28 protein-coding genes are annotated in these 26,018 nt (G+C 70.8%); 10 read left to right on the top strand and 18 right to left on the bottom strand.

Annotated features, from left to right (window positions below):
* Positions 1-3: 3 nt before the first annotated feature.
* The 5 genes from yicI to EV279_RS06525 form a co-directional block, all read right to left on the bottom strand.
* On the bottom strand, positions 4-2,247 hold the full coding sequence (yicI, locus tag EV279_RS06545) for an alpha-xylosidase (protein ID WP_133542056.1): 2,244 nt from the start codon (positions 2,245-2,247) through the stop codon (positions 4-6).
* On the bottom strand, positions 2,247-3,128 hold the full coding sequence (locus EV279_RS06540; RefSeq protein WP_133542055.1) for a carbohydrate ABC transporter permease: 882 nt from the start codon (positions 3,126-3,128) through the stop codon (positions 2,247-2,249). Before EV279_RS06540 ends, yicI begins: the two co-directional genes overlap by 1 nt.
* A complete protein-coding gene (locus EV279_RS06535; protein WP_133542054.1) occupies positions 3,128-4,150 on the bottom strand; it encodes a sugar ABC transporter permease in 1,023 nt (340 codons plus the stop codon). The genes EV279_RS06540 and EV279_RS06535 overlap by 1 nt, the downstream gene beginning before the upstream one ends.
* A gap of 68 nt (positions 4,151-4,218) precedes the next feature.
* Positions 4,219-5,523, bottom strand: coding sequence for an extracellular solute-binding protein (locus tag EV279_RS06530; protein ID WP_133542053.1), 1,305 nt, complete (start codon positions 5,521-5,523; stop codon positions 4,219-4,221).
* Between the two features lie 126 nt (positions 5,524-5,649).
* Positions 5,650-6,672 carry a LacI family DNA-binding transcriptional regulator gene (locus EV279_RS06525; RefSeq protein WP_133542052.1) on the bottom strand — a complete coding sequence of 341 codons (1,023 nt, stop codon included), beginning with the start codon at positions 6,670-6,672 and terminating at the stop codon, positions 5,650-5,652.
* A gap of 183 nt (positions 6,673-6,855) precedes the next feature.
* Here EV279_RS06525 and EV279_RS06520 point away from each other — a divergent pair, with 183 nt between their 5' ends.
* On the top strand, positions 6,856-7,599 hold the full coding sequence (locus EV279_RS06520; RefSeq protein WP_133542051.1) for an alpha/beta hydrolase: 744 nt from the start codon (positions 6,856-6,858) through the stop codon (positions 7,597-7,599).
* A 61-nt stretch (positions 7,600-7,660) separates the two neighbouring features.
* On the opposite strand, the gene EV279_RS17005 is transcribed toward EV279_RS06520, so the two are convergent.
* Positions 7,661-7,876, bottom strand: coding sequence for a hypothetical protein (locus EV279_RS17005; RefSeq protein WP_243728601.1), 216 nt, complete (start codon positions 7,874-7,876; stop codon positions 7,661-7,663).
* Positions 7,804-8,088: a hypothetical protein gene (locus EV279_RS06515; protein ID WP_243728627.1), complete on the bottom strand. Its 285-nt coding sequence runs from the start codon at positions 8,086-8,088 to the stop codon at positions 7,804-7,806. The genes EV279_RS17005 and EV279_RS06515 overlap by 73 nt, the downstream gene beginning before the upstream one ends.
* A gap of 118 nt (positions 8,089-8,206) precedes the next feature.
* On the opposite strand from EV279_RS06515, the gene EV279_RS06510 reads away from it, so the two are divergent.
* A complete protein-coding gene (locus EV279_RS06510) occupies positions 8,207-8,419 on the top strand; it encodes a hypothetical protein (RefSeq protein WP_133542050.1) in 213 nt (70 codons plus the stop codon).
* Positions 8,420-8,477: 58 nt separating this feature from the next.
* Here EV279_RS06510 and EV279_RS06505 read toward each other — a convergent pair whose 3' ends face one another.
* The 4 genes from EV279_RS06505 to EV279_RS06490 all read right to left on the bottom strand — a co-directional run bounded on the left by EV279_RS06505 (position 8,478) and on the right by EV279_RS06490 (position 10,427).
* Positions 8,478-9,287, bottom strand: a complete 810-nt coding sequence (locus EV279_RS06505; RefSeq protein ID WP_133542049.1) for a hypothetical protein — start codon at positions 9,285-9,287, stop codon at positions 8,478-8,480.
* A 1-nt stretch (position 9,288) separates the two neighbouring features.
* On the bottom strand, positions 9,289-9,567 hold the full coding sequence (locus EV279_RS06500) for a hypothetical protein (RefSeq protein ID WP_133542048.1): 279 nt from the start codon (positions 9,565-9,567) through the stop codon (positions 9,289-9,291).
* An 89-nt stretch (positions 9,568-9,656) separates the two neighbouring features.
* A complete protein-coding gene (locus tag EV279_RS06495) occupies positions 9,657-10,091 on the bottom strand; it encodes a DUF1622 domain-containing protein (protein ID WP_133542047.1) in 435 nt (144 codons plus the stop codon).
* 36 nt (positions 10,092-10,127) lie between these two features.
* Entirely contained in the window at positions 10,128-10,427 is a 300-nt protein-coding gene (locus tag EV279_RS06490) for a GNAT family N-acetyltransferase (RefSeq protein ID WP_133542046.1), read from the bottom strand.
* Positions 10,428-10,903: 476 nt separating this feature from the next.
* Between EV279_RS06490 and EV279_RS06485 the strand changes: the two genes are divergently transcribed.
* The 8 genes from EV279_RS06485 (at position 10,904) to EV279_RS06450 (ending at position 16,335) form a co-directional block, all read left to right on the top strand.
* Entirely contained in the window at positions 10,904-11,662 is a 759-nt protein-coding gene (locus tag EV279_RS06485) for a winged helix-turn-helix domain-containing protein (protein WP_133542045.1), read from the top strand.
* Positions 11,663-11,883: 221 nt separating this feature from the next.
* Entirely contained in the window at positions 11,884-12,882 is a 999-nt protein-coding gene (locus EV279_RS06480) for a DNA-3-methyladenine glycosylase 2 family protein (RefSeq protein WP_208109490.1), read from the top strand.
* A 45-nt stretch (positions 12,883-12,927) separates the two neighbouring features.
* Positions 12,928-13,314: an STAS/SEC14 domain-containing protein gene (locus tag EV279_RS06475; protein WP_133542044.1), complete on the top strand. Its 387-nt coding sequence runs from the start codon at positions 12,928-12,930 to the stop codon at positions 13,312-13,314.
* Positions 13,315-13,438: 124 nt separating this feature from the next.
* Positions 13,439-13,852 carry a VOC family protein gene (locus EV279_RS06470; RefSeq protein WP_133542043.1) on the top strand — a complete coding sequence of 138 codons (414 nt, stop codon included), beginning with the start codon at positions 13,439-13,441 and terminating at the stop codon, positions 13,850-13,852.
* Between the two features lie 77 nt (positions 13,853-13,929).
* Complete coding sequence (locus EV279_RS06465) at positions 13,930-14,169, top strand: hypothetical protein (RefSeq protein WP_133542042.1); 240 nt, start codon at positions 13,930-13,932, stop codon at positions 14,167-14,169.
* 171 nt (positions 14,170-14,340) lie between these two features.
* Positions 14,341-14,526 carry a DUF1918 domain-containing protein gene (locus tag EV279_RS06460; protein ID WP_133542041.1) on the top strand — a complete coding sequence of 62 codons (186 nt, stop codon included), beginning with the start codon at positions 14,341-14,343 and terminating at the stop codon, positions 14,524-14,526.
* Between the two features lie 37 nt (positions 14,527-14,563).
* A complete protein-coding gene (locus tag EV279_RS06455) occupies positions 14,564-15,598 on the top strand; it encodes a DMT family transporter (protein WP_133542040.1) in 1,035 nt (344 codons plus the stop codon).
* A complete protein-coding gene (locus tag EV279_RS06450; protein ID WP_133542039.1) occupies positions 15,595-16,335 on the top strand; it encodes an NAD(P)H-binding protein in 741 nt (246 codons plus the stop codon). Before EV279_RS06455 ends, EV279_RS06450 begins: the two co-directional genes overlap by 4 nt.
* A gap of 30 nt (positions 16,336-16,365) precedes the next feature.
* On the opposite strand, the gene EV279_RS06445 is transcribed toward EV279_RS06450, so the two are convergent.
* The 7 genes from EV279_RS06445 to cofG all read right to left on the bottom strand — a co-directional run bounded on the left by EV279_RS06445 (position 16,366) and on the right by cofG (position 25,993).
* Positions 16,366-17,211: an aldo/keto reductase gene (locus tag EV279_RS06445; RefSeq protein WP_133542038.1), complete on the bottom strand. Its 846-nt coding sequence runs from the start codon at positions 17,209-17,211 to the stop codon at positions 16,366-16,368.
* A gap of 281 nt (positions 17,212-17,492) precedes the next feature.
* Positions 17,493-18,344 (bottom strand): Cof-type HAD-IIB family hydrolase, encoded by an 852-nt coding sequence (locus EV279_RS06440; RefSeq protein WP_279526916.1) that lies wholly within the window; start codon positions 18,342-18,344, stop codon positions 17,493-17,495.
* The gene (locus tag EV279_RS06435) at positions 18,341-20,476 is read right to left on the bottom strand and encodes an alpha/beta fold hydrolase (RefSeq protein WP_133542037.1); all 2,136 of its coding nucleotides are present in this window, start codon (positions 20,474-20,476) and stop codon (positions 18,341-18,343) included. Before EV279_RS06435 ends, EV279_RS06440 begins: the two co-directional genes overlap by 4 nt.
* A gap of 57 nt (positions 20,477-20,533) precedes the next feature.
* Positions 20,534-21,148: a 2-phospho-L-lactate guanylyltransferase gene (gene cofC, locus EV279_RS06430; protein WP_133542036.1), complete on the bottom strand. Its 615-nt coding sequence runs from the start codon at positions 21,146-21,148 to the stop codon at positions 20,534-20,536.
* Positions 21,145-22,155, bottom strand: coding sequence for a glucose-6-phosphate dehydrogenase (coenzyme-F420) (gene fgd, locus EV279_RS06425; RefSeq protein ID WP_133542035.1), 1,011 nt, complete (start codon positions 22,153-22,155; stop codon positions 21,145-21,147). The genes cofC and fgd overlap by 4 nt, the downstream gene beginning before the upstream one ends.
* Positions 22,152-23,648: an NAD(P)/FAD-dependent oxidoreductase gene (locus EV279_RS06420; protein WP_133542034.1), complete on the bottom strand. Its 1,497-nt coding sequence runs from the start codon at positions 23,646-23,648 to the stop codon at positions 22,152-22,154. Before EV279_RS06420 ends, fgd begins: the two co-directional genes overlap by 4 nt.
* On the bottom strand, positions 23,645-25,993 hold the full coding sequence (gene cofG / locus EV279_RS06415) for a 7,8-didemethyl-8-hydroxy-5-deazariboflavin synthase CofG (protein ID WP_243728460.1): 2,349 nt from the start codon (positions 25,991-25,993) through the stop codon (positions 23,645-23,647). The genes EV279_RS06420 and cofG overlap by 4 nt, the downstream gene beginning before the upstream one ends.
* Between the last annotated feature and the right edge of the window lie 25 nt (positions 25,994-26,018).

The raw sequence follows: 26,018 nt of genomic DNA, 5'->3' as shown, positions 1-26,018 counted from the left end.
AAGTCACTTTGTCACCTCCGCGAGGTTGACGACGAACGTCTCGGCACGTCCGTCGGGGTTGGTGACGGTGACGGATGCCTCGCCCTCGCCGCCAGGGAAGACCCGCAGGCGCACGCCGTCGAGGTAGTCGTAGTCCGGCCTGTCGGTGCGGGCACCCCACGGGATGACGGCGCCGCCGCGCACGTACAGCGGGAGCGAGGTGAAGCCGTGGTTCTCCTTCCGCCAGCATCCGCCGCGTACGACCTCGCCCGTCAGGAGGTCGGTCCACGTGCCGCGCGGCAGATAGAACTCGACATCGCCCGACTCGGAGAAGACCGGAGCGACGAGGATGTCGCGACCGAGCATGTACTGCCGGTCGAGATACCCGACGGCGGGGTCATCGCAGAACTCGAGCTGCATGGGGCGCAGGACCGGCACGCCGGAGGACGCGGCATCCACCCCCGCCTGGAACAGGTACGGCATCAGCTGCATCTTGAGGTGCGTGAAGACGCGCGTGACCTCGACGGCTTCTTCGTCGAACGCCCACGGCACGCGGTAGGAGTTCGAACCGTGGAAGCGCGAGTGCGAGCCGAGCAGCCCGAAGGCCGTCCAGCGCTTGTACACCGCGGCATCCGGGGTCCCCTCGAAGCCGCCGATGTCGTGACTCCAGTGGGCGAACCCGCTCAGCGCGAGCGAGAGGCCGCCGCGCAGGGTCTCGGCCATCGACGCGAAGGTGGATGTCGAGTCCCCGCCCCAGTGCACCGCCATCGACTGGCCGCCGGCGGTCGCGGAGCGGGCGAAGACGACCGCGTCGCCCTCCCCGCGCGATTCGACGAGCACGTCGTGCACGGCCTTGTTGTAGAGCTGCGTGTAGAGGTTGTGCATGCGCGACGGGTCGGATCCGTCGAAGTACTCGACCTCCAGCGGGATGCGCTCGCCGAAGTCGGTCTTGAAGCAGTCGACGCCCTGGTCGAGGAGGCGCCGCAGGTGCCCCTGGAACCACGCCGTCGCGTCGGGATTGGTGAAGTCGACGAGCCCCATTCCGGCCTGCCAGAGATCCCACTGCCACACCGAGCCGTCGGGGCGCTTCACCAGATAGCCGGATGCCGCCGCCTCGGCGAACAGCGGCGAGCGCTGGCCGATGTACGGGTTGATCCAGACGCAGACCCTCAGGTCCTTGTCGTGCAGGCGCGCGAGCATGCCGTCGGGGTCGGGGAAGGTGCGGGGATCCCACTCGAAGTCGCACCAGTTGAACTCTCGCATCCAGAAGCAGTCGAAGTGGAAGACCGAGACGGGCAGCTCGCGCGCGGCCATCTCGTCGAGGAACGAGCTGACCGTCGCCTCGTCGTAGTCCGTCGTGAACGAGGTCGAGAGCCAGAGACCGTACGACCAGGCGGGCACGACCGGCGGCCGGCCCGTCAGGGTCGTGTAGCGGCTCAGAACGTCCTTCGGGGTGGGCCCTGCGATGAGGAAGTACTCGAGCTCCTCCCCCGCGACCGAGAACTGCACGCGCTCGACGGCCTCCGAGCCGATCTCGTACGAGACATGCCCCGGATCGTTGACGAGCACGCCGTACCCCCTGTTCGAGAGGTAGAAGGGCACGTTCTTGTAGGACTGCTCGCTCGACGTGCCGCCGTCGGCGTTCCAGATATCGACGGACTGCCCGTTCTTGACGACGGGCCCGAAGCGCTCGCCGAGCCCGTAGATGAGCTCGCCCACCCCGAGATCGAGCTGCTCGTGCACGTACGTGTGCGACGCGGGGGCCCCGAGGCCGGTGCGGGCGTTCCCCGCGACGCCGTGCGAGACGTCGGCGTCGCCCGCGAGCTGGATGTAGCCCTGCGCCTTGCGGCCCGAACCCGTGACGCGACTGCCGTCGACCTCGAACGAGAGCGACCACGGAGAGCCCGGGGCAATGCGCGCGGTGAGGGGTCCGGTCGTCAGCACGCCGCCGTCGTCGTCGACCGTCCCGACACCCGCTCCGCCCTCGACGGCGCCCGGCAGGTCGAAGCCGCCGTGCCACTTCCGGCCGGTGTGGTGCGAGACGCGGACCCGGACGACGCCCTCGAGGGGCGAGGAGAGCGTCACGGTCAGGACCGGGCGGTTGAGGGTGTCGCCGCGCTTGGCGATGACCGTGGTGGGGGCGGTGATGACGAGGCCCTCGCCGTCGCCGGCGCTGACAGCATCCGTCTTCCAGATGTCGTACGCCTCCTGGGCGTACAGAGCGGTGACGCCGGGGCGCAGCTGCCAGAACCCGTCGGTGAACTTCATTACTTGACTGCTCCTGCCGTGATGCCGCGGGTGAGGGTCCGCTGGAAGATGAGGAAGAAGATGAGGGTCGGGATGATGCCGAGGAGCGCCGATCCGGCCGTCGTGGTGACGTCCATGAGCCGGTCCCCCTGCAGCACGCTGATCGCGACGGGGACCGTCTGGTTGGCGTTGGACGCGAGGAAGGTCAGCGGGATGAGGAACTCGTTCCACGTCCAGATGAAGAAGAAGATGAGCAGCACCGCGAGCGTCGGGCGGCTGATCGGGAAGACCACGCGCCAGAGGATCTGCCAGCGGGTCGCGCCGTCGAGCGAGGCCGCCTCGAGGAGCTCCTTGGGGAACGTGCCGTACACCGACGAGAGCAGGTACGTGCCGAACGCGGCCTGGACGACGGTGAAGACGATGATGACCGACCACACGTTGTCGTACAGATCGACCGACTTGAACATGTAGTACAGCGGGTAGAGCAGGGCCTCCTGAGGCAGCAGGTTCGCCAGGAGGAACAGCAGAACGATCCACGTGCGGCCGCGCACCCGCCCGATGCCGATCGCGAAGGCGTTGAGCACGGAGATGAGCACCGCGAGCAGCGACACGATGCCCGAGATGAAGATCGAGTTCCACACCTTCTCGGGGAAGTTGACGCGCTCCCAGAAGTTCTGGATGCCGGTGAGGTCGATGGCCTGCGGGAGTGAGAACGGACCCGACGTGGCGTAGTCGACCGGCGACTTGAAGGCGTTGACGACGATCAGGTAGAAGGGCACGATCACGATGAGCGCGCCGATGACGACGAGGGCGAGCAGCACCCAGTCGAGCGGGCGCTTCTTGGTCATCCCGCCGCGCGCGCGGCGCGGCTTGCCCGTGACGATTGCCGTAGTGGCGGCCATCAGAGTCCCGCCCTTTCCTTGCGCTCCAGCGAGCTCTGCACGCGGATGAAGATGATCGAGACGATGACGACGAGGATCGTGAGGACCGTCGCGATCGTGGCGCCGTAGCCGATGTTCCGCTTCGTGAAGAACTCCGTGTAGGCGTAGTAGGCGGGGACGAGGGTCGCCCCCGCGGGGCCGCCCTGGGTGATGACGTAGACGGGACCGAAGACCTTGAGTGCCGCGATCGTGCAGGTGAGCGTCACGACGAAGACCTCGGGCCGGATGATGCTGAGGGTGATCGCCGAGAACCGCTGGAACCAGTTGGCGCCGTCGAGCTCGGCGGCCTCGTAGAGCTCGGGGTCCACGCGCTGGAGTGCGGCCATGAAGACGACGATCGGGTAGCCGATCTGCACCCACACGAGGACGGCCATGAGCACGAGCAGCGCGGACGGCATCTGGCCGAGCCAATCGACGGGTCCGATGCCGACGGTCCCGAGGAGCTGGTTCATCGCACCGGTGGCACCCGGACGGAAGATCCAGCCGATCACGATCCCCGCGACGGCGATGGGGAGGATCTGCGGAAGGTAGTAGGTCGCCCGGAGGAAGCTTCCGACCTTACCGCCGAACTTGCGACCGACGACGTCGAAGAGCAGTGCGGCGACGATCAGGCCGACGATCGTCGGGATGACGACCATCGCGATGACCATCCAGACCGAATTGGCGAAGGAGGTCCAGAAGTCCTCGTCGCCGAAGATCTTCACCCAGTTGTCGAGGCCGATGAACTCGGGCGTGCGCACGCCGCGCCACCTCGTGAACGTCAGATACACGTTGAAGACGAGCGGGATGACGATGATCACGAGCAGCAGCACGAACCCGGGGAGCAGATACAGCCAGTAGCCGGCGGTGCCCCCCTTGCGCTGCGGGATCGCGGGTTCTTCGGGTGGCAGCTTCGTGCGCGATCTGCGTGTGTTGCCGCCGTCGTGGGCGGTGCCGCTCGCGGCGCGGGATGCGCCGTGCTCGGCGCGGGTGAGGACAGACATGGTGGACTCCGTCAGGCTCCGTGCGTCGGGCGGGGGCGGCGCGGCGAGGCGCCGCCCCCGCGGGTCGGTCAGCGGAAGTCCGCTGTTCCTTCGTCGTACTGCGCGCCGAGGTCGGCGTTCGTCGTCGCGGCGTCCTGAGCGCCGGTCACGAGGCCCTGGAGCTCCTGCACGATGACGTCGTAGAAGCCGGGGGCGGGCCAGTCGGGGTAGAACGACAGGCCGTCATCGTCGAGGATCCCGTTGAACGTCGAGATGAGCTCCTGGCTCTTCGCGTCGGTGATGTCCTCCGGGTTCGCCGCGACGGGCAGACCGCCGTTGTTCCCGATGATGGCCTGGATCTCGGGACGCATCGTGATGTCGATGAACTCGTACGCGAGCTCCTTGTTCGCGGCGTTCTCGGGAACGACCCACAGGTTCCCCGAAGAGCCGAGCGAGAGGTCCGACTCGGGGAACGCGGTCATGGTCCAGTCGAAGCCGGTGGCCTCCTCGACGAAGCGGCCGTACCACCACGACCCCGACACGAAGATGGGCGCGGTGCCGTTGATGAACGAGACGCCGGCGTCTTCGGCCTTGACCGACGAGACGTCCTTCGCGATGTAGCCCTTGTCGACGTACTCCTGGAGGGTGTCCGTGGCGTAGGTGATCTCGGGGCCTTCCCAGTCGACCGGGCTCTTGTAGAGCTGGTAGTCGTCGACGAACTTGCGGTCGGCCTGGGTGAGGGCGAGCTGGTACCAGAGTTGGCCGAGCGGATACTCGGCACCCGCCTCGGCCAGTGGCGTGATGCCCTTGGCGACGAATGCGTCCAGCACGCTCACGAACTCGTCGTAGGTCGTCGGGATCTCCAGACCCGCCTCGGCGAACGCGTCCTCGTTGTAGTACACGCCGACGAACTCGCCGTAGTTGGGCACGCCGTACCAGGTGTCGCCGCCCATCACCCCGTCTTCGGAGTACTTCGCGGTCGTCTGCAGCGACGGGGCCAGCTTGTCCGCCCAGCCGTACTCGTCGACGGCGTCGGAGATGTCGGAGATGAGGCCCGTGCTCGCCAGGAAGCCGGCCGTCGCATTGCCTTTGTTGAACTCCATGAGGTCGGGCGCGGCATCCGTGTCGAGCACCTGGCTCGCCGTCTTCTGAATCTGCTCGAAGGACTTCTCCTCGAACTCGACCGTGGCACCGGTCTCCTCTTCGAACACCGTGATCGCCTCGGCCCAGGCTTTGCCCATCGCACTGTCGGCGCCCTCGTAGTGCCACAGCTTGAGCGTGTCGGCGTCCGAACCCGAGTCTGCGCTCGAGCCGGAGCAGCCGGCGAGGCCCAGGGCGGCGACGGTGAGGGCCCCGGCGACCGCAAGGGTCCTTCTCTTGGTGATGCGTGCCATCTTCGGCACTCCTTTCTTGGTCCCCTGTCGGGGTGGGGGTCGTGCGCGAAGCGCTGATCGAAGCGCTTCGACAATGGAGATGAGGATGCGTTATCGAGTTATGAGGATGGAGGTCTGCGTTCGGTCTCAGGGGCGAGGCCGCGGCGCGGCGACCGAATGGCGGTCGTGGTAGACGGGCGGGATGAGGTGGAGGCCCGGGGCGGGCCGGTCCTGGGCGCTGAGGCTGCGGACGGCGAGGTCGACGGCGAGGTCGCACGACGATTCGGGAACGAGAGGGATGACGTCGATCGGAAGCGGCAGGAGGGAGGTGTCGAAGGAAGCCGCGACCGACACGATAGAGACGTCCTCGGGCACGGAGAGCCCGCGGTCAGCGACCTCGGCCAGCACGACAGCGTGGACGTCGTCAGCACCGTGGACGAGCAGCGCGGTCGCTCCGGCGTCCAGCAGCTCGCCGACGGCCGCACGCGTGGTCGGCGCGCTCATCTGGCGGTCGCCCGACACCCGGAAGGCATGATGGATGCCGCGTTCCTCGGCGCGCCGCTCGAACGCACGCCGTACGCGCGGCGGGAAGTTCGACTTCTCGTAAGCGACCTGCGTCTGGCCGATGAGGCCGACCGACCGGTGCCCGGCGTCCGCGACCCGGTCGACGGCGAGCGCCGCGGCCGCGTCGAAGTCGAGGTCGACGCACAGAAGGCCTTCGTGGTCGTCCGGAACGCCGATGAAGACCGTCGGGGTGTCGATGGCACGCGCCAGGGCCACCCGCTCGTCGTCCGGTGCGACGTCGAGCACCAGGATCGCGTCGACGAGTCCGCTCGATGCGACCCTCGCCATGCCGGCCGAGGCCTCCTCCTCGGTGAGGAGCAGGATGTCGTAATCGTTCCGGCGCGCCGCGACGGCGGTCGCGAGCACGAACGACATGTGCGTCGGCGCGTGCGTGTCGCGGCGGAGCGGCTCGGTGAGGGCGAAGATCTGCGTGCGGTTTCCCGCGAGCATGCGCGCCCCCGCGTTGGGGCTGTACCCGAGGTCGTGCACCGCCTTCTCGATGCGCAGCCGCGTCGCCGTCGATACGGGTCGCTTGCCGCTCAACGCGTACGACACGGTGCTGATCGACACGCCGGCGGCCTCTGCCACCTCGTTGATCTTCGCCATGTCCACTCCGTCGTTCCGAGCGGCTGCCAACGCCGCCCTTGGCTGGTTCGCCCCATTTCTGCGGGACTCGAAGCGCTTCGCGAAGCGCTTCGACAAACAGAGTATGCGCAACCGTGCGCGGAGCGCAAGGGGTTCGTGGTCAGTCCCAACAAATCCTTGCCAGCCCTCGGGTAGCGTCGGAGCATGCCCTCCTCCGCCCGCGTCGGCCGGTTCACCTGGCGCGGCGCGACGATCGTCCTCGAGAGCACGGGCGCCGGCGAGCGGACTTTCGTGCTGGTCCACGGGATCGGCATGGGCCGGAGCGTCTTCTCCGACCTGGCTCAGCACCTACGCCCGCGCGGACGGGTCGTCACGATCGACCTCCCCGGCTACGGCGAGGCGCCGGAGCCCCCGCGAACCCTGACGGTGGAACGCAGCGCCGATGTCGTCGCGGCCTACCTGCGGGACGCGAGGCACTCCGACGTGACACTCATCGGTCACTCGATGGGCGCTCAGATCGCCGTCGAGGTGGAGGCACGGCATCCTGCACTCGTCCGTCGACTCGTCCTGGCGGGCCCCACGGTCGACCCGCGCGCGCGCACCGCGAGGGCGCAGCTTGCGCGGCTGCTGCGGGACATCGCCGTCGAGCGTCCCGTCGTGTGGGCCCGGGGGGCGCGCGAGTACCTGCGGGCCGGCCCGCACCTGCGCGCGAAGATGCGTGCGATGCTCGCGCACCGGATCGAGCACACGCTCCCGCGCGTAGCCGTGCCGGTGCTCGTGCTGCGAGGCGCTGACGACCTCGTCGCGCCGCGCGACTGGTGCGAAGCGGTCGTCGCGCTCCTCCCCGATGGCGTGCTCGCCGAGATCGCCGACCACGGGCACGAGACGATGATCCGCGACTCCAGCCTGGTGGCGGACCTCATCGTGGGCTTCGCCCGGCAGGGCTGATCCCGTTGCTGGCGCGGCGGATCGAAGGAGTCGTGCAGACCGAGGGCGGTCGGGTACGACCTCACCAGGGTGAGGGCCGGGCCTCGTCGCGCTCGCTGTCGTCGGGGAATTCCGGCAGCGGGTAGCCGCCGGCGCGGATGCAGAGCCAGCGCAGCTGCTCCGGGCTGTCCGGAAGGCACCGCCACGTGCGCCAGACGCCCTGGCCTACGCGGACGACGGAGCCCGGGCCGACGTCGACGATGTCGCCGTCGAGGCCCATCTGGCCGCGACCCTGCAGGAAGACGTAGAGCTCCTCGATCTGCGCGTGCGCGTGCCAGTAGCCCGCTCCTCGCCGGGCGCGAAGGCGTTGGCGGTCATGCCGATGTACTGCATCGCGATCTCGTGGTCGACGACCCGGCGACCGTCCCGCGAGGTCGTCGGCCGGAAGCCGCCGTAGTGGTCCCGCCACTCGTCGAGGCTTCCGATCTGCACCAGCTGGTAGTCGCTCACGGCGTCACTGTAACGCGCTGGGAGAGCCGCCGATCGTCCGATTCCTGCCACCTTCCGCCGACCCGAGAATGTCGGTGCCCCCGCGTAGGTTCACACCATCGGAACCAACGGAGGAATCATGCTCTCGATCGTCCACGGCGCACAGACGCAGTTCCGTCACGAGTCCGCTCTCCGCGAGCGCGAGTGGGCCGTCCTCGCCGCCATCCGCGAACGCGAGGCCCACCTCGCTTCCCGCCGATCGGCGTGGGCTCCGGCAGCGCGACGCGAGACGTCGTGGCCACGCCCGATCGGCCTCGCGACACCCGTCGGGGCCGTCTGCGTCACCGCCTGATCAGCACTTCGGTCCCCGCCGTCAGATCGCTGACTGCGGGGACCGAAGGATGCTGTCGCTAAGCGTCGCCGGTCGTGATCTGGCGCGCCAGCTCCTGGATCTCGCTGTCGGGCAGGTCGATGCCGGCCTGCTCGAGCCGCTGCTTGAGAACGTCGTAGACGCGCTCAGGCTGGGTCGCCGCCATGTCGTCGCGGGTCTGGACGACGATGCCCGAGATCTTCTCGACGTCGCTGGCGTTGTTCTGCGACATCGCCGGGAGGCTCTGCTCCTGCGCGGTTCCGAGCGCATTCTCCTTCTGCGCCTGGCTGGCTGTCATCGTGTCGCGGCCACCGTCCTGGCCGTGATGGCCGGCGTCCGCCTGGCCGCCGTACGTGGGCCCGTCCTGGCCGGCCTGCGACTGGCCGCCTGGCGTTCCGGCGGCGCGCGCGGCCGGATCCGACGTGCCGTCGTCGATGACGCCGATGCCGACCGCCTCATGGCTCGGCTCGCCGCTGGGCGGGTTGCCCTTGGCGTCGTCGGTCGCGGCGCTGTGCGCCCCGCCGCCACTGCTCGAAGCATCCGAACCGCCGCCACTGCTCGAAGCATCCGACCCGCCGCCACTCGCGACGCCGTCGGACGCTTCACCGGGCGGCGGGAAGGATCCGCTCCAGCCCTCCTCGGCTGCGCCCGCACCGGGGACCGCGGCGGCCTGCTCGGGATTCTCGACCTCGCGCTGCTGCGGGACCTCGCCCGCGGCCTCGCCCTCCATCCGGCGCTGGTCCCCGCGGACGGCGTCGCCGCCGCCCGGCGTTCCCATCGCGCCGTCGCCGTCGCCCCGGTCGGGATAGTTCACGCCCGGCTGCTCGTTCTCGTTGCCTGTCGTCGACATGTCACTCCTCCTCTGCCGGGTCGGTGTCGGCCGCCAGATCGGGGTCCGCTCCCTGACTCGGCTCGTCGCTCTCGACCTCACCCACGTCGGTGCCGCCGCCCGTCCCCGCCGCGTTCTCGGCCTGCGGGATGCCCGACACCCAGCCGTCGGTGACGGCGGCGTCGTGCTGCATGTCCGATCGCTCCGCCGTCTCCCCGTCCGCGACCTGACCGCTCTCCCAGCCGCCCGCCGGGTCGGCGTTGATCACGCCCTCCGGAATGTTCCGGTCGTCCTCGTGCATACGCCCGCTCCTCTCGACCTTTCCAGCCTTCCGCCGCGACCCCGACTCCGCACGGGGTTGACGATCGACGGGAGGGGGGCTAGATCGGCTCAGGTCGAGGCGTCGCGCTCTGCTGCCGCGCGGGCTGCGGCATCCCGATCGCGAGCCACTGCCTGCCCGAGCAGCTGCCCGCCGCTGGTCAGGAGCGCCCGCCGCCAGGGCGCGACGCCGTCGATCTCGATCTGGATCGAGATCGAGAGGATCGTGCGGATGATGACGATGATCCCGAGGATCACCGCGTCTTCGAGCGACGGCTTGGATGTGATGGTGCGCACGAGGTCGGCCGCGACGAGCACCTCGAGGCCGAGCAGGATCGCGGCGCCGAGCGTCGTGCGCAACGCGGTGTACCCGGCGTGGCCGCCTTCTCCTCGGGCGAGGGAGCGGATGCCGAACACGACCGCGATGAGGAAGCCGACGACCATGACGACGGCGCCGACGATCTCGAAGCCGACGGCGACAGCGGTGAAGACCGACTCGAAGTCCACGAGCGTCAGCGTACGGCCGCTCCCGCTCGGACGGGATCAGGCGGTGCGGCGGTGCTGCAGAATGCCGGCGCGCTCCGGGTGCGCGTCGAACCAGTCGGCGACGTACCAGCAGACGGGGACGACCGATCGGTCCCCGGCCGCCTCGAGCTCGGAGACGACGCGTTCGACGAGGTCGCCGGCATACCCGTGGCCTCTGAAGGTCGGCACGGTGTACGCGCGGGTCATGGCGACGCTGCGCCCGTCATCGCGATAGTCGAGGACGCTCACGAGGTCCGACCCCTTGAACAGCGTGTAGCGCGAGGCGTCCGGCTCGTGGGCGAAGGTCAGCTGGGTCACCCCGAAAGGGTACGCCCGCCTGCGCCGGGAGGCGCCGCCTGTGCGGGAGTGTCCAGGCGATACAGAGGCTGCTTCCCCTCTCTCCGGCGGGATTGAGCAAAGTGCCACGTATCGTCGACGCGGAGGCGCAGCATCCGTGCGATTTGACACATTCCGACGCACTCCGACATAATCGGGCGCATGACTGACAACGCACGCTCTCTGTCCGCCTGGGAGGCGAACGGGACTGCCGGCATGATGATGGCCGGCCGCGTTGCCCTGTGTTGTCGAATGTGCCACTGAATCGGTGACACCGCCGGATTCCCGCGCCGCTTGATCGAGATCGCGCGCCGGGACTCCCCCGAGCACCGCGAGTGCGCCTCGAGCGTCTCTCCGGATGCCTCGCACACGGCCCCTTCTGACCGGGCCAGGCCGTCTCGGCCGAATCGCAACGCACCTTCCGGCTCCGCCGGACTCCCGCAAGGACCATCATCATCATGTCGAACACCGCCCTTCTCGAGCGCACCGCCCCCGTCCGCCACCTCCGCGCCGTGACCGGCCCGGTTTCCACTGCCGCCGCGCAGCCCACCGCCCCCGCCCCGGTCGCTCCGGCTCCCGCCACGGAGACCCCGGCCCAGCGCAACCTTCCGCCGGGGACCGCGCCCCGCGGCTTCGCCCTCTACGTGGGTCTGGATGAGGCGAAGGCCGCCGCGGCCGGCGTCTCGCTCGGCACGCTCGTCGAGGCCCTCCGCCGCACGATCGCCGACCTCGCACCGAACGCCGAGACGTACGCGACGGTCGCCCTCGCCCCGACGGGAGCCGGCGGCCGTGACGTCGACGTCGTGCGCCTCGCGCTGCACGAGCCCTCGGCCGTCGCCCGCACCAAGCAGGAGGAGCCCGAAGAGGAGGACCGGGTCGCGGGCGGCGTGGTCGTCGACATCTCGCGGAAGCGCGTGCTCATCGAGGGCGAGTCGGCCGCGTTCACCTTCAAGGAGTTCGAGCTGCTCCAATACCTCGTGCTCCGCGAGGGCCGCACGATCGAGCGCACGGAGCTCGTCTCGTCGCTCTGGCACGCCAGCGACGAGGAGGCGCCCGGCGAGCGGACGATCGACGTTCACGTCCGTCGCCTGCGCGCCAAGCTCGGCCGCTACGAGGACATCGTCCGCACGGTTCGCGGCGTCGGCTACCGTTTCGACCGCCACGCCGACGTCGTCATCCGCTACGGACACGGCACGCCGTCGCCGGACCGCTTCTGACCATCCGCTGCCGCAGCCGCCGGCAGGCCGCTGCCGTCCGCACGATCCACCGAGGACACGCCGACACTTCGGCGCCGTGGGCCGCTGCCGTCCGCACGATCCACCGAGGACACGCCGACACCTCGCCGCCGGCGCCCGGCGTGTCGCCGTTCCGTCGTGCAGACGGAATCCGAGGCGTCTTCGCGGGCGGCATGTCGGAGGTCGGCGCGTAGGGTGAGCCCATGACAACCTCGCTGTCGCGCATCCGGGCTGCTTCCAGCGTCCCGACGCGACAGCGACCCCACGATCCGAGGCCCGAACACGGCCGCCCGGTCGAGTCGGAGTACCGGCCGAGGCATCCGCTCGACGTCCGCGCCACGGTGCTGTCCCAGCAGCACGGACCGGGCGATCCCACGATGACGGCCGACGGCGCCGTGATCTGGCGCGCGTGCCGGACGCCCGAGGGTGTGGCGACGCTCGCCCTGCGCGAGACGAGCCGCGGCGTCATCAGAGGCGCCGCATGGGGGCCGGGCGCCGACTGGGCACTGGCACAGCTCCCCGCGCTGTGCGGCGCCGACGACCATCCCTCGGGCTTCGAGCCGTCGCGGCATCCGCTCATCGCCGATGCCCACCGTCGCAACCCCGGGCTGCGGCTCGGCCGCACCGACCTCGTTTTCGAGGCCCTCGCGAGCGCGATCTTCGAGCAGAAGGTCACCGGCACACAGGCGTTCGGCGCGTGGCGTCGCATCGTGACGTGGTTCGGCGAGCGCGCGCCCGGCCCCACGCCGAAGCCGATGTTCGCTCCCCCGGCCACCGACGGCTGGCGGCGCATTCCCTCCTGGGCCTGGCATCGCGCGGGCCTCGAGCCCCCGCAGTCGCGCACGGTCGTGGAAGCTGCTCGTCGCGGCGAGTCGCTCGTGCGAGCCGTCGCGGAGGCGCCGGACGGCGACGCCCGGGAGCGCATCCTCACGAGTCTCCCCGGCATCGGCGCGTGGACCAGCGCCGAGACCCGCATCCGCGCGTTCGGCGACCCCGACGCCGTGAGCGTCGGCGACTACCACCTGGCCCATCAGGTGGGCTACGCGCTCACCGGTGCCCGTACGGACGATGCCGGGATGCTGGAGCTCCTCGCCCCGTGGACGGGTCACCGCCAGCGCGTCATCCGACTCATCGGCGCGAGCGGCGTGCGCGAAGAGCGGCGCGGTCCCCGCCTGCACCCCGAAGATCATCGGGGGCGCTGAGTCAACCGTCTTTCCGCCCGCGCCCGAGCGCGCCAGGATGATGGCATGATCGAGCCTCTTGCCGACGTGCCCGAGGGCGTGCTGGGATTCCGCGCCGTCGGCACCGTCGACGCCGCCGACTACCGCAAGGTCCTCGACCCCGCGATCGACGCATGGATCGCGAAGGGCAGGAAGGTGAACCTGGTATACGTCCTCGGCGAGGAGTTCACGCGCTACTCCCTGAGCGCGCTCTGGCAGGACATGCTCCTCGAAGGCAAGCCCGAGGGCAGCTGGGGCCGTGTGGCGCTCGTGACCGATCACGGCATCCTGGGTCAGTTGGTGCATGGACTCGGGTCGCTCTCGCCCGCCGACTTCCGCCGCTTCAGGCTGGCAGAGCTTCCGGTCGCCCTCGAGTGGGCGGCGGGGAAGGATGCCGCGGCCGCGGCATCCTGAGGCGTCCGCCGCGGCTCTCCGCCGACGACCCTTGCGGATGTCGGAACCCGCGAGCACACTGGGTCGCGCCGCGGGCCGGTGGCGGCATCCATCCACCCGACATCACACCTCAGGAGATACCCCGATGCCCAGCCTGAACCCCTATCTGTCGTTCAAGGACAACGCCCGCGAGGCGGTCGAGTACTACCGGAGCGTCTTCGGCGGCGAGCTTCAGATCTCGACGTTCGCCGACTTCCCCGGGATGGCCGACGCGTCCGAGGACGCCCTCGTCATGCACGCTCAGCTGACGAGCCCCGAAGGCTTCGTGCTGATGGCCGCCGACACGCCCGATCGCATGCCGTACGAGCCTCCGGCGGGGATCGCCGTCTCGGTGAGCGGCGAGGACGAGTCGAAGCTGCAGGGCTACTGGGATGCCCTCGCCGCGGGCGGCACCGTCACGATGCCCTACGACACCCCGCCGTGGGGCGGGAAGTTCGGCATGCTCACCGACCGGTTCGGGATCGACTGGATGGTGTCGCTGAACGCGCCGCAGCAGTAGCGGCGTCGCAACGCCGAGGACGGACGGATGCGGCGGCTCGGACTGTGCTCCGGGCCGCGGCATCCTAGGCTGAACGCATGACGCAATCGGGTGATGCGGGAAACGGAAGGGGCTGGCCCAAGGGACGGCTGGGCTGGATCGCCGGCTCGATCATCATGCTGATCGTCGGCGCCATCGTCGGCCTCGTGCTCGGCAGCATCTGGCTCGGTCTCGTGATCGCGGCCGTGGTCGCCCTGGGGTGGATGATCGCGTACGAGTCGCAGCGCGGCCGGACCCCCGACCTCTACGACCAGGACGACGACGGCGCACGCCTTTGACGACGTCACGTCGGCCGCCATCCGCGTGTGCATCGCGCACGGTCGGCAGCAGCCCGCGTCGGCGGACGGCGCCGACCACCCCGTGTGGGCGGTGACCCGCGACGGTGAAGTCCGGATCTCCTGTTTCCCGCAGCGCGCAGGCGGCGTAGCGTGGCGCAGAGGAGGTACGCCATGAGAGCGAGCGTCGGAGACCGCGTGCTCATCCACGGACGAGCGGTCGGAATGGTGGAGCGGACCGGTGAAGTCATCGACATCCGCGGCCATGAGGATGACCCGCTGCTCGTCGTCCGGTACGACGACGGCCACGAGACGATCCTGTCACCGGGCACGGACTGCGAGATCCTGCATCGGACGTAGCAGGGCGGGTGTTGTCACCCGCCTAGACTGATCGCTCGTGTCGACGCGGTGGCTGCCCCTCGGCGCGATCGGTCTCTCGGTCGTGCTGTGGTCGGCGGCGTACGTGCTGTCGGGATGGGCGCTCGAGACCGCTTCCCCCGCCGTCCTGTCGGTGTCACGGTTCGCGATCGCGCTCCTCGTGCTGGTGCCGCTCGCCGCCCGGCGGCCCCGCTTCGTCCGGACCCTGCGGGAGCCGCGGACGATCCTGCTCGGCCTGACGGGCGTCACGCTCTACTACTCCTTCGCGAACATCGGACTGCTCTTCACCACGCCCGGCACGGCGGCCCTCGTCGTGTCGCTTCTGCCGGTGCTCACGGCGGTCGCCGCGGTGATCATGCTCAGGGAGCGGCTCACACGGCGCACGATCATCGGGCTCGCGCTCGCGACGGTGGGGGTGGGCCTGGTCGCCGCGAGCGGCTTCCGGTTCGACCTCGGCGTCGTGCTCAACGTCGTCGCGCTCGCGTCGTATGCGATCTACACCGTGCTGCTCCGCCGTGACGGCGAGCGCGAGGACGGCCCCGATGCGATCGTGCTCGCCACTGCGACAGGCGTATGGGGCACGGCCCTCATGCTGCCGTGGCTCGCATGGGAGGTGGCGGTGGGATCGGCTGCCGCGCCGTCGGATCTCCGCGGCATCCTGAGCATCCTGGCCCTCGCTATCGTCGTGACCGCACCGACCCTCGTTCTCTTCAACTACGGCGCCGAGCGCGTGCCCGCCGCCATATCGGGCGTCGCCACCGCCGCGATCCCCGCCCTCGGGTACGGTTTCGCGCTGCTGCTCGGCGAACCGCTGGACCTCGTGAAGGCGATCGGCGGCGCGATCGCGCTCGCCGGAGTCCTGCTCGCAACCCTGGAGCAGCCTGATGTCGAACCGAGCCCACCTGGCCTCGCCCTGCCCGAGCCGGCCGATCTCGCCCGCCTCGGATCTCTCGACCGCGAGAGAGCGGCGGGCGGCGGCCCGCGAGGCGCGAGTAGCGTCGGGCCCAGCGCCGCGGAGGAGGACTTCGCGCGACGACCAGAGGAGCGCGCATGAGGATCGCCGTCGCCGGAGGAACCGGCCGAGCGGGAGCGGAAGCCGTGGCGACGGCGCGAGCCCGGGGTCATGAGGTGATCGTCCTGGCCCGATCGCGCGGCGTCGATCTGGTCGCGGGCACCGGCGTGGCAGCGGCTGTGGAGGGTGCCGACGTCGTCATCGACGCCTCGGGAGTCCAGGGCAAGGACGACCCCACGGCGTTCCATCAGGCGGTGACCGACACCCTCGTGACAGCCGGGGCGCGCCACCTCGTCGTGCTGTCGATCGTCGGATGCGACCGCGCCACGTCGAATCCCCTCTACGCCGGCAAGCTCGCGCAGGAGGCCGCGACCGAGGCATCCGGCGTCCCTTTCACGATCGCGCGCGCGACGCAGTTCCACGAGTTCGTGCGGATGGTGTGGGATTTCGGGCACAAGGGCCCGCTGCACTTCGCGCCGCGCATGCGAACTCAGCCGGTCGCGGTAGCCGAGGTCGGGGCGCGGCTGGTGGACCTCGCCGAGAGAGGGCCGATCGGCGGGCGCGCTGCGGACCTGGGCGGACCGCGTGAGGAGTCGCTTCTCGAGATGGTCCGGGCGTACGCAGCCACCGTGGGGCGATCGAGTCGCGTTGTACCCGTGAGCCTCCCTGGAGAATTCGGCAAGGCCCAGCGCGACGGGTCGCTCCTCCCGGGACCCGACGCGGTGCTCGGGACGCAGACCTTCGCGGAGTGGTTGGAGCTGCAGCGCGCGGCATCCTGACCTCGAGGGGGCGCTCGTCGCGCGTGCCCGCTACATCTCCTCGTGGTGGTTCGGATCACCGTCCCACAGGCGTCCGCGCTCGAGGCCGGAGATCGCGGCGACCTCGTCGTCGGTGAGCTCGAAGCCGAAGATGTCGGCGTTCTCCACCTGTCGCTCCGGGTTCGCGGACTTGGGGATCGCCGTCGAACCGAGCTGGACGTGCCACCGCAGCACCGCCTGGGTCGGCGTGACCCCGTGGGCGGCGGCGATGTCGGCGATGACGGACTCGGTCAGCAGCTCCGAGCGGCGCGCAAGCGGGCTCCAGCTCTCGGTGCGGATGCCGCGCTCGCGATGGAACGCGCGCAGCGCGGCCTGGGGGAAGTACGGGTGGAGCTCGACCTGGTTGACCGCCGGTGTCACGCCGGTCTCGTCGATGAGCTCGGTGAGCATCGCCTCGGTGAAGTTCGAGACGCCGATCGACCCGACGAGGCCCGCTTCGCGGAGGGCGATCATCGCCTGCCACGTCTCGAGGTACTTGCCGACGCTGGGGTTCGGCCAGTGGATGAGGTACAGGTCGATGCGATCGAGACCCAGGGCGGCGACGGATGCCTCGGCACTGGCCATCGTCGGGTCGTAGCCGTGGTCGCGGCCGGGGACCTTCGTCGTGACCAGGATCTCGTCGCGCGCGACGCCGAGCTCGCCCCCGGCGCGCCGCACGGCCTCTCCGACCTCGCGCTCGTTCTTGTAGTTCACGGCGGAGTCGAGCAGGCGGTACCCGGCCGAGATGCCGGCGACCATCGCGTCGACCCCCGAGGCCTCGCGCAGGTTGTAGGTGCCGAGCCCGAGCTCGGGGAAGGCGGTTCCGTCATTGAGGGTCACTGTGGGGATCGTGGGCATGGTTCCATCCTGCCCCCCGCCCGCATCCGCTGTCAGCGGACCAGCGTCCTCGCACGTCTGGGCTCGGCCCCTCGTGGACGCCGCGCTCCCGCGCTCACCTCTCACGGCACGGGCGCCGGCGCCCCCATGCGTTGCGAGCGTAGGAAACGGGACCGGGGTAGGACGATCCTGGCTCCGGTCGTCCTGCGCTCGCCCGATCTCCTACCGTGGTGCGCACCAGGAGCCTCCCTGAACCGCCGACCGCTCCCCCGGGATCGGGTGGACGCCGACGCCGACCCGCGTCAGGCGACCGAGCCGGAGGGGGCGGGCCCCTCGAGAGGATCGCCGTCGAGCAGCCGGCGGATCGTGGTCAGGACGCCCAGCTCGACGTTCGACGGGGCGCGATAGCGCGCCCGCGCCATCACGTCCGGATGGGCGTTGGACATCGCGAACGACATGCCTGCGGCGTCGAGGAGTTCGAGGTCGTTCAGATAGTCGCCGAAGGCCGCCGTCTGGGCGCGGTCGATCCCGAGCGCGGCCTGGAGCCGCTCGAGCGCGACGCCCTTGTTGACACCCGCGTTCATGACGTCGATCCAGTGCTTCCCCGACACGACGACCTGGTGCGTCTCGCGCAGGTCGTCGAGCTCCGGCGCCATCGAGTCCTCCGCCTCGCCGAAATCGTAGATCGCGAGCTTCAGGATCTGATCGCCTACCTGCAGGAGATCGTCGACCACTTCGAGCCTTGCGTAGTACTTCTCGGCCTCGGCGAGGAACGAGGCATCCGTCCTCTCGATGTACGCCGACCGCTTGCCGCACACGACGACACCCGCATCGAAGCCGCGCTCGCCGAGGTGTCGCACCCGGCGGACGACGGAGGCGGCGAACCCCTCGTCGAGCGCGTCGGTGCCGATCTCGTCGTCACCGCGGACGACGTACGCGCCGTTCTCGGCGATGTAGACGATGTCGTCGCCCCAGTGGTCGAACGAGCGCTGGAGTGTCGCGAGCTGCCGTCCGCTCGCCGGGGCGAACAGGATGCCGCGCTGGTCGAGCTCGTCGAGCAGCGGCCACAGCCCGTCGGGGATTCGCCCGTCGCCGTCGAGCAGCGTCCCGTCCATGTCGACGGCGATGAGACGGATGCCGTGGGCCGCCGTCACCCGAGCGCCTCGGGTCGCGCCCAGGCCTTTCCGCGCACGTGCTCCTCGAGGAAGGCGAACACGGTCTGGTACCAGACGACGGCGTGCTGCGGCTTCAGGACCCAGTGGTTCTCGTCGGGGAAGTACAGATACCGATGAGGCACCGTGCCGTCCTCGGCGCCGAAGTGCTCGTTGAGCTCCGACCACAGACGCAAGCCCTCGCCGATCGGGACGCGGTAGTCCTTGTCGCCGTGGATGACGAGCATCGGCGTGCGGATCTCGCGCACGAAGCGGTGCGGCGAGTTCTCGATCATCGCCTCCTCGGTGAAGATGCTCTGCCAGTAGGCCGACGCGTCGGTCGTGCCGGCGAACTGATCGAGCGCCCACAGGCTCGCGTGCGTCACGATCGCCTGGAATCGGTCGGTGTGCCCAGCGACCCAGTTGGCCATGTAGCCGCCGAATGAGCCGCCCATCGCCGCCGTCCGGGTCTCGTCGATGTCGCTCCGCGCGACGACGGCGTCGGTGATGGCGAGGAGGTCGGTATAGGGCGCGGCGCCCCACGCGTTCCAGCCGCGCGCGATGAAGTCGAGGCCGTACCCGGTCGAGAGGGCAGGGTCGGGAAGCAGCACCGCGTAGCCCCGCGCGACGGCGAGGTTGGGGTTCCATCGCCAGCTCCAGGCGTTCCAGCTGTTGAGCGGTCCGCCGTGGATCCACAGCAGCAGCGGGGCGGGATTCTCGTCGGAGGCCCCGGCGGGCAGCATCAGCCACCCGCGCACGCGCACGCCGTCTGCGGCGGTCGTCTCCACCTCGGTGATCGTCCCCGGAGTCACCGGCGGAGGTACCGGACTCGCGAGCGTCGTCACGGCGCCGTCGCGGGAGATCCGGACGGGATGCGACGGCACGACCCACGATGACCGCAGCGCGACGACGTCGCCCGTCTGCTCGTCGACGGCGACGTGCGTGTAGGTGAAATCGTCGTCCGTGACCTGCTCGACAGCGCCCCCCTGCAACGCGATGCGGAAGACCGGCCCTCGGCCGTCCTGGTCGGCGGTCACGACGAGCGCGTCGTCGCCGCGATCGAACACGATGGCGGTCGGCCAGCGATCCCAGCCCTCGGCGACGCGGCGAGCGCCGGCGCCGTCCAGGGCCGCCGTCCACAGCTCCTGCTGCGTAGGAGCCGCGGGAGTGCTCTTCGCCGTGCGCACGAAGGCGATCGAGGCGCCGTCGTGGCTCACCGCGGGAAGCTCGAAGTCGACCCCCGCCTCGTCGAAGAGCACCGTCTGCTCGCCGGTCGCGGTGTCGATCGCCAGGATGCGGTAGCGATCGTCGCGCCCGGCGGGCACGGGCAGCGACACGATGAGCGTCGCTCCGTCGGGCGTGAGAGCGGCACCGGCAGGCGACGCGGTGCGGACGGGCCGAGGCGTCAGGTCGCGCGGACGCGGGAGCGTCGCGGGGTACGGCTTCGCGGCATCCTCGTCGTCCTTCGTCGCTGAGACGGCTTCTTCTGCGACCGCCTCGACCGCCGCCTCCGACGCCGCCGCCGACTCCTCCCGGATCGCCGCGATCGTGTCCGTCAGATCGTCGACATCGACGGCGAGCAGGTGAGGGAGCGCGGGCCCGAGGTCGTGATCCCAGTACCGGACGGGGTACGTGTCGTGCAGGATCGCCGAGATCTTCTTCTTCTTGCGCAGAGCGCGAAGCCGCGCATCCTCCTCGAGCGTGTCGGCGGCGGGAAGCAGATCGGCGGAGATGACGACGCGCTCGGATGCCGAGGCCGTGGCCGCGATCGACGAGGCCCCGCCGGCGAGACGCGTGACCGGGCGTGCCTCACCTCCGTGCGCGGGCAGCACCCAGAGCTGTCCGGACTCGTCGTCGTCCTCGCCCTCGGTATCGGGTCGCGCCGAGACGAAGAGCAGGTCGCCGTTTCCGAGGAACGCGGCTCCGGATTCGCCCTTCGCCGACCGCGTCAGGCGCGCGGGCGTTCCGCCGCCGTCGGCCGGCACGGCCCACAGCGAGCGCTCGTAGGCGGTCGCGTCCTTCTTCAGCGTCGCGACGGTGAGGACGGCGCGAGTTCCGTCCGGTGACAGCGCGAGCGCTTCGATGCGCGGCAGGGCGATGTAGTCGTCGAGGGAGTGGAACGGGGTCTCCGGCATCCCTCCACGCTATGACAGCTTTCCGGGGCCCGGGTGGCCTCCTCGCCGCTGTCGGGGTCAACGACCGGCGGGAGCGCCGGCAGGACGCAGGGAGGCCGACGTCCACCGCCCGAGGCCGAGCACCTCGGCGGCGGCGAGGTGCTCCGCCGTGTCGACGTCGCGTCGGAGCGACGAATAGGCCGGAACCTCCAGCGCCACGCAGCCGAGCTCCAGATGGCGTGCGAACGAGTTCGCGCCGAAGGCCGAGGCCCACGCCGCCCCGGCCGCGGCGGTGACGAGCGTCGAACCGGTGCCCTCGGCATCCGGGACCACTGCCCGCTCGACCATCGTGGCCGCCTCCAGCGCGGCCGCGAGGTCTGGCGAGCGCAGGGCGGGCAGGTCGGCGAGGAGGGCGGCGCGGGGAGCCGACGCCGCCAGCCCGGCCATCACCTTGAGGATCGCCGCGTTCGGGCCCACTCGGGCCCGGTCGGCGACCATGCGCGCGCCGGGGGGGAGGGATGCCTCGAGCTCTGCGTCATCCGTCACCACCACCACCTGCCCGACGGTCCCGCACGCGCCCACCGCCTCGATCGTGTCCAGGGCGATCGCGCGGGCGAGCTCGGGCCCGCGGGCGAGCCGCGACTTCGCCCGCACCGCCGCCTTGACCGGCAGGACGACGGTCCAGCCCGTCACGAGAACCGCTCGCGCAGCCGCGGCAGCACGTGCTCGCCGTACAGCCGCAGGAACTCCGCCTGATCGTGCCCCGGGTCGTGGAAGACCAGGTGCCGGAACCCGAGCGACACGTACCACGCGATGCGCTCGATGTGCTCCTCGGGGTCGTCCGAGACGATGAAGCGCGAGGCGGCGCGCTCGATCGGCAGCTCCTCGCCGAGCCTCTGCATCTCGAGGGGGTCGTCGACGCCCATCTTCTCCTCGGGGCTCAGGGCGAGCGGGGCCCAGAACCGCGTCTTCTCCAGCGCCACGTCGCGCCGCGGGTGGTACGACACCTTGATCTCGATCAGCGTGTCGAGGTCGTCTTCGGATCGCCCGGCCTTCTCCAGCCCCTCACGGAGCGCGGGCAGCAGGGTGTCGGTGTAGAGCTCGCGCTTCTTGCCGCTCGTGGTGATGAAGCCGTCGGCGATGCGGCCGGCCAGACGCGTGGCGGCAGGCCCGGCGGCGCCAATGTAGATAGGCACCGGGTCGTCCATCTTGTCGTAGATCGTGATGTTGCGGGTCGTGTAGAACTCGCCCTCGAAGTTGACGCGGTCCTCCGACCACAGCCGCCGGATGAGGCCGATCGCCTCTTTGAGCCGCCGGAACCGCTCCGGAGGATCGGGCCACGCGATGCCGAGGTTCGCCTCGTTGAGCGCCTCGCCGGTGCCCACGCCGAGGATCACGCGCCCGGGGTACATGACGCCGAGGGTCGCGAAGTCCTGCGCGACGACCGTCGGGTTGTAGCGGAAGGTCGGGGTCAGCACGGACGTGCCGATGAGGACGCGCGACGTCTTGCCGCCGAGCGCCCCGAGCCAGGGGACGGATGCCGGGGCGTGGCCGCCCTCGTGCAGCCAGGGCTGCAGGTGGTCGGACACGAAGACCGAGTCGAACCCGGCCTCTTCGGCCATGATCGCGTAATCGAGCAGCTCGGCCGGACCGAACTGCTCCGCCGATGCCTTGTAGCCGAACCGGATGGGTACCGTCATGATCCCGACCTCTCCTGTGCATCCACGGCGACCGCCGGCGCGGTCTCGAACTCCCGACCGCCGCTCGCGGCGAGGGCCGCCCGGTAGTCGGCGACCGTGCCCGGCCACACCAGGGTGAGCCGGCGCGAGCGGTCGTCGACGTACCAGTTGCGACATCCGCCCGTCAGCCACGGCGTTCCCGCGGCGCGCTCGTCCACCATCCTCGTATACGCCCGCTCGGCCTCGGGCCGGACCCGCAGCACTCCCCCGCCCGCGCGACGGGCGAGCGCCTTCGCCACGTACTCGGCCTGCGCCTCGAGCATGAGGATCGACGACGTGTGACCGAGCGATGCGTTCGGCCCGTTCAGCACGAACAGCTGCGGGAAGCCGGCTACGACGGTCGATCCGAACGACGTCATGCCGCCGGCCCAGTGCTCCCCCAGCGTGACGCCGTTCTCGCCTCGGACGAGCCGCGCGTACGGCTGGCGCGTCGTCTGGAACCCGGTCGCCAGCACGAGCGCGTCGACCCCCCGGTGACGGCTCCCCGATGCCGCGATCAGCTCGCCATCGTCGACGGCGGCGAGCGCGCTCGGCTCGAGGACGACCCGATCCGACGCCACCGCCGGGTAGAACTCGTCCGACAGCAGCACGCGCTTGCACCCGAACGCATAGTCCGGGGTGAGGGTCGCGCGCAGCCGCGGGTCGGCGACCTGTGCGGCGAGATGGGCGCGCGCGACCGTCTCGGCCTCGACGGCCCCGGGTCCGCCCGAGCGCGAGGGGAACCGCGCTTCTCCCTCGGCGTCCAGCTGAGCGCGCAGTCGCGCGAGCTCGTCCGGATTCGCGGCGAACCGCGCCCGCTCCGCCGGCGAGAACGGCCGGCCGCCGCGCGGCATGATCCACGCGGCGCTCCGCTGGAACAGCGTGACCTTCGAGGCGGTGCGCGCGAGCTGCGGCACCAGCTGCACGGCGCTCGCACCGGAACCGACGACGGCCACGTGGGCGCCGACGAGATCGACCCCGTGGTCCCAGCGGGCGGAGTGGAACAGCGGCCCGCGGAACGCCTCGAGGTTCGCCACGTCGGGGATGCGCGGCTCGCTCAGCCGGCCGCACGCGAGGACGAGCGCCTCGGCGTCCACGTCGAACGGCGAAGCGCCGCCGAACGAGAGGCGCCAGATCCCGGCATCCTCGTGCCAGCCGGCGTCGATGAGGGGGGCGCCGAACGTGATGCGGTCGTCGAGCCGCTCCCGGTCGACGACCCGCTCGAGATAGGCCTGGATCTCGGCACCCGGCGCGAATTCCGCCGACCAGGAGGGCTCGGGATGCCGGGCGAAGCCGTAGAGGTGGGACGGAACGTCGCAGGCGACGCCGGGGTAGGTGTTGTCGCGCCATGTGCCGCCGACGCGGTCGGCGCGCTCGAACACCGCGATGTCGTGGCCGGCGTCGCGCAGGGTCATCGCGGCGGCGAGGCCCGCGAAGCCGGCCCCGACGATGGCTACGCCGAGCCGGCGTGTCATGACGCGGCCGCCTTGCGCGGGATCTCCCGGTAGTCGGTGGACCGCTCCCGGAGCGGCCGGAAGAGTCTTCCGACGCGGGCGGACGCCTCGGCGAACGGGAACTCGAGACCGTGCTCGATGCCGGCCTCGGGCAGCACGCGCCCGTCGAGGAGCGTCCCGCCGAGATCATCGCCCCCCGCGCCGAGGAGATCGACCGCGAGATCGCGCCCGTGCCGGGTCCACGGGATCTGGATGTGCCGGATGCTGTCGGCGAAGAAGAGCCGCGACACGGCGACCATCGCCCGGTGCTCGTCGGTCGCCGAGCGGGCGTCGACGAGCGGCACGCCGTGGCCGGGCAGCGGGATCGGCACGAACTCCGTGAAGCCGCCTGTCTCGTCCTGGATGCGGCGGAGGAGTCCGAGGTGGGCGATCCGCTCCTCCGCCGTCTCGACGGAGCCGTAGAAGATCACCGACGTCGAGCGGAAGCCGGCGCGGTGCGCGTGCGTGATCGTCTCGATCCAGCGGTCGATCTCGAGGTCGCCCGGCGCGACCTCGAGACGCACGCGCTCGCTGAGGATCTTGACCCCCGTGCCGGGAACCGTCTTCACGCCGGCCGACCGCAGCGCGGCGAGCGCCTCGTTCAGGCCGAGGCCGGCCCGGTCGGACAGGTCCGCGATGTCCTGCGGACGGTAGGCGTGCAGGTGCACGCTCGGCGCGGCGGCGGCGATGGCGCGGGCGAGGTCGAGATAGCCCTCGGGATCTTCGGATGCCGGGAGGAGACCCTGCACGCAGATCTCGGTCGCGCCGAGGTCGACGGCATCACGGGCGATCGCCTCGGCGTCCGTGAGCCCGAACTCGGGCGGCTCGCCGGGTGTCCGGCGCAGATGCGAGGACGTCAGATTGCGGTTGACGACCATGCTGACCGCCTCGCCGACGGTGTAGCGCCGGACGTCGTCGGCGGTGCGGACGAGCGCATCGAGGTCGGCGCCGGTCGCGGTGAGCAGCGCCGCCCACTCCGCCGGGTCGAGACTCCGCGGGTCCTGCGCTGCCTGCTCGACAAGGCGCTTTCTGGCGGGCTCAGCGCGTTTCGTCTCGCTCCGCTCGCTCAACGACCGGGAAGAATCCCCGCCCTCGACCGTCTCGCTCCGCTCGCTCAACGACCGGGAGGAACCACTCCCCTCGACCGCCCCGCCCCGCTCGGACGAGGCATCCCTCGCCGCGAGGCCCGTTCCGCGATCGGCCAGCCGCTCGACCGCGGTGTGCAGCGCCGGGTCGATCCAGCGATCGGCATCGCGGACGTACTCCGGGTGCGCCGTCAGGCGCTCCCGGAGCTCGAAGCCCGAGGCCGCCGTCAGCGCGGCGAGGTCGTCGAGGTGCGGCCACGGGCGCTCGGGGTTCACGTGGTCGGCGGTCAGGGGCGACACCCCGCCCCAGTCGTCCACGCCCGCGCGCACGAGCAGCTCGAGCTCGGCCGGGTCGCTCAGATTCGGCGGCGCCTGGATGCGCATGTGCGCTCCGAGGACCAGCCGGGCGACGGCGACCGTCGCGATGTACTCGCGGAGCGCGGCATCCGGCACCCCCCGCATCGCCGTCCCGGGCTTTGCGCGGAAGTTCTGGACGATGACCTCCTGCACGTGCCCGTGGCGCTCGGCCACGTCCCGCAGGGCGACGAGCGACTCCGCCCGGTCGCGAACCGTCTCGCCGATGCCGACGAGGATGCCGGTCGTGAACGGGATGCCGGCCGCCCCGGCGTCGTCGAGCACCCGCAGTCGCACGTCCGGGTCCTTGTCGGGCGAGCCGTAGTGCGCACCGCCCGGCTGGTCGTAGATCGCGCGGGACGTCGTCTCGAGCATCATGCCCATCGAGGGGGCGGTCGGCCGGAGCTCGCGCAGCTCGGCCGCGGTCATGACGCCCGGGTTGAGATGCGCGAGCAATCCGGTCTCGGCGGTGATGAGCCGGGCGGCGTGCCCGACGTAGTCGAGCGTCGAGGCGAAGCCGTGCTCGGTGAGCCAGGCGCGCGCCTCGGGCCACCGGTCCTCGGGGCGGTCGCCCAGGGTCAGCAGCGCTTCCTTGCAGCCGGAGTGGTGACCGGCTCGGACCACGCGGAGGATCTGCTCGTCCGACATGTACAGCGGTGCGCGCTTGAGTCGCAGCTGACCCGGCGTGTCGACGAACACGCAGTAGTGGCAGCGGTCGCGGCACAGGGTCGTCAGCGGCACGAAGACCTTGCGCGAGTATGTGATGACCCCCGGCCGGCCCGCCGCCCGGAGGCCCTCGTCGCGCACGGCTGACGCACGCGCAAGCAGCTCGTCGAGGTCGGCGGCTCCGAGCAGCCGCTCGGCTTCATCGACCGAAAGGGACGACACCGACGTCGGTGGACGCATCGGCAGC

Origin of the sequence: Microbacterium sp. BK668 (assembly GCF_004362195.1) — a bacterium.
Taxonomy (GTDB): domain Bacteria; phylum Actinomycetota; class Actinomycetes; order Actinomycetales; family Microbacteriaceae; genus Microbacterium.
This window is presented reverse-complemented; position numbering and strand designations above follow the sequence as displayed.

Bases quoted from the DNA above. Each gene is read 5' to 3' on its own strand.
- EV279_RS06465 (WP_133542042.1), top strand. From the start codon at position 13,930: ATGACGCAATCGGGTGATGCGGGAAACGGAAGGGGCTGGCCCAAGGGA.
- EV279_RS06535 (WP_133542054.1), bottom strand. From the start codon at position 4,150: ATGTCTGTCCTCACCCGCGCCGAGCACGGCGCATCCCGCGCCGCGAGC.
- EV279_RS06460 (WP_133542041.1), top strand. From the start codon at position 14,341: ATGAGAGCGAGCGTCGGAGACCGCGTGCTCATCCACGGACGAGCGGTC.
- EV279_RS06500 (WP_133542048.1), bottom strand. From the start codon at position 9,567: ATGCACGAGGACGACCGGAACATTCCGGAGGGCGTGATCAACGCCGAC.
- EV279_RS06475 (WP_133542044.1), top strand. From the start codon at position 12,928: ATGATCGAGCCTCTTGCCGACGTGCCCGAGGGCGTGCTGGGATTCCGC.
- EV279_RS06420 (WP_133542034.1), bottom strand. From the start codon at position 23,648: ATGACACGCCGGCTCGGCGTAGCCATCGTCGGGGCCGGCTTCGCGGGC.
- EV279_RS06445 (WP_133542038.1), bottom strand. From the start codon at position 17,211: ATGCCCACGATCCCCACAGTGACCCTCAATGACGGAACCGCCTTCCCC.
- EV279_RS06505 (WP_133542049.1), bottom strand. From the start codon at position 9,287: ATGTCGACGACAGGCAACGAGAACGAGCAGCCGGGCGTGAACTATCCC.
- EV279_RS06480 (WP_208109490.1), top strand. From the start codon at position 11,884: ATGACAACCTCGCTGTCGCGCATCCGGGCTGCTTCCAGCGTCCCGACG.
- EV279_RS06435 (WP_133542037.1), bottom strand. From the start codon at position 20,476: ATGCCGGAGACCCCGTTCCACTCCCTCGACGACTACATCGCCCTGCCG.
- EV279_RS06540 (WP_133542055.1), bottom strand. From the start codon at position 3,128: ATGGCCGCCACTACGGCAATCGTCACGGGCAAGCCGCGCCGCGCGCGC.
- fgd (WP_133542035.1), bottom strand. From the start codon at position 22,155: ATGACGGTACCCATCCGGTTCGGCTACAAGGCATCGGCGGAGCAGTTC.
- EV279_RS06485 (WP_133542045.1), top strand. From the start codon at position 10,904: ATGTCGAACACCGCCCTTCTCGAGCGCACCGCCCCCGTCCGCCACCTC.
- EV279_RS06530 (WP_133542053.1), bottom strand. From the start codon at position 5,523: ATGGCACGCATCACCAAGAGAAGGACCCTTGCGGTCGCCGGGGCCCTC.
- EV279_RS06525 (WP_133542052.1), bottom strand. From the start codon at position 6,672: ATGGCGAAGATCAACGAGGTGGCAGAGGCCGCCGGCGTGTCGATCAGC.
- EV279_RS06470 (WP_133542043.1), top strand. From the start codon at position 13,439: ATGCCCAGCCTGAACCCCTATCTGTCGTTCAAGGACAACGCCCGCGAG.
- EV279_RS06520 (WP_133542051.1), top strand. From the start codon at position 6,856: ATGCCCTCCTCCGCCCGCGTCGGCCGGTTCACCTGGCGCGGCGCGACG.
- EV279_RS06510 (WP_133542050.1), top strand. From the start codon at position 8,207: ATGCTCTCGATCGTCCACGGCGCACAGACGCAGTTCCGTCACGAGTCC.
- yicI (WP_133542056.1), bottom strand. From the start codon at position 2,247: ATGAAGTTCACCGACGGGTTCTGGCAGCTGCGCCCCGGCGTCACCGCT.
- EV279_RS06450 (WP_133542039.1), top strand. From the start codon at position 15,595: ATGAGGATCGCCGTCGCCGGAGGAACCGGCCGAGCGGGAGCGGAAGCC.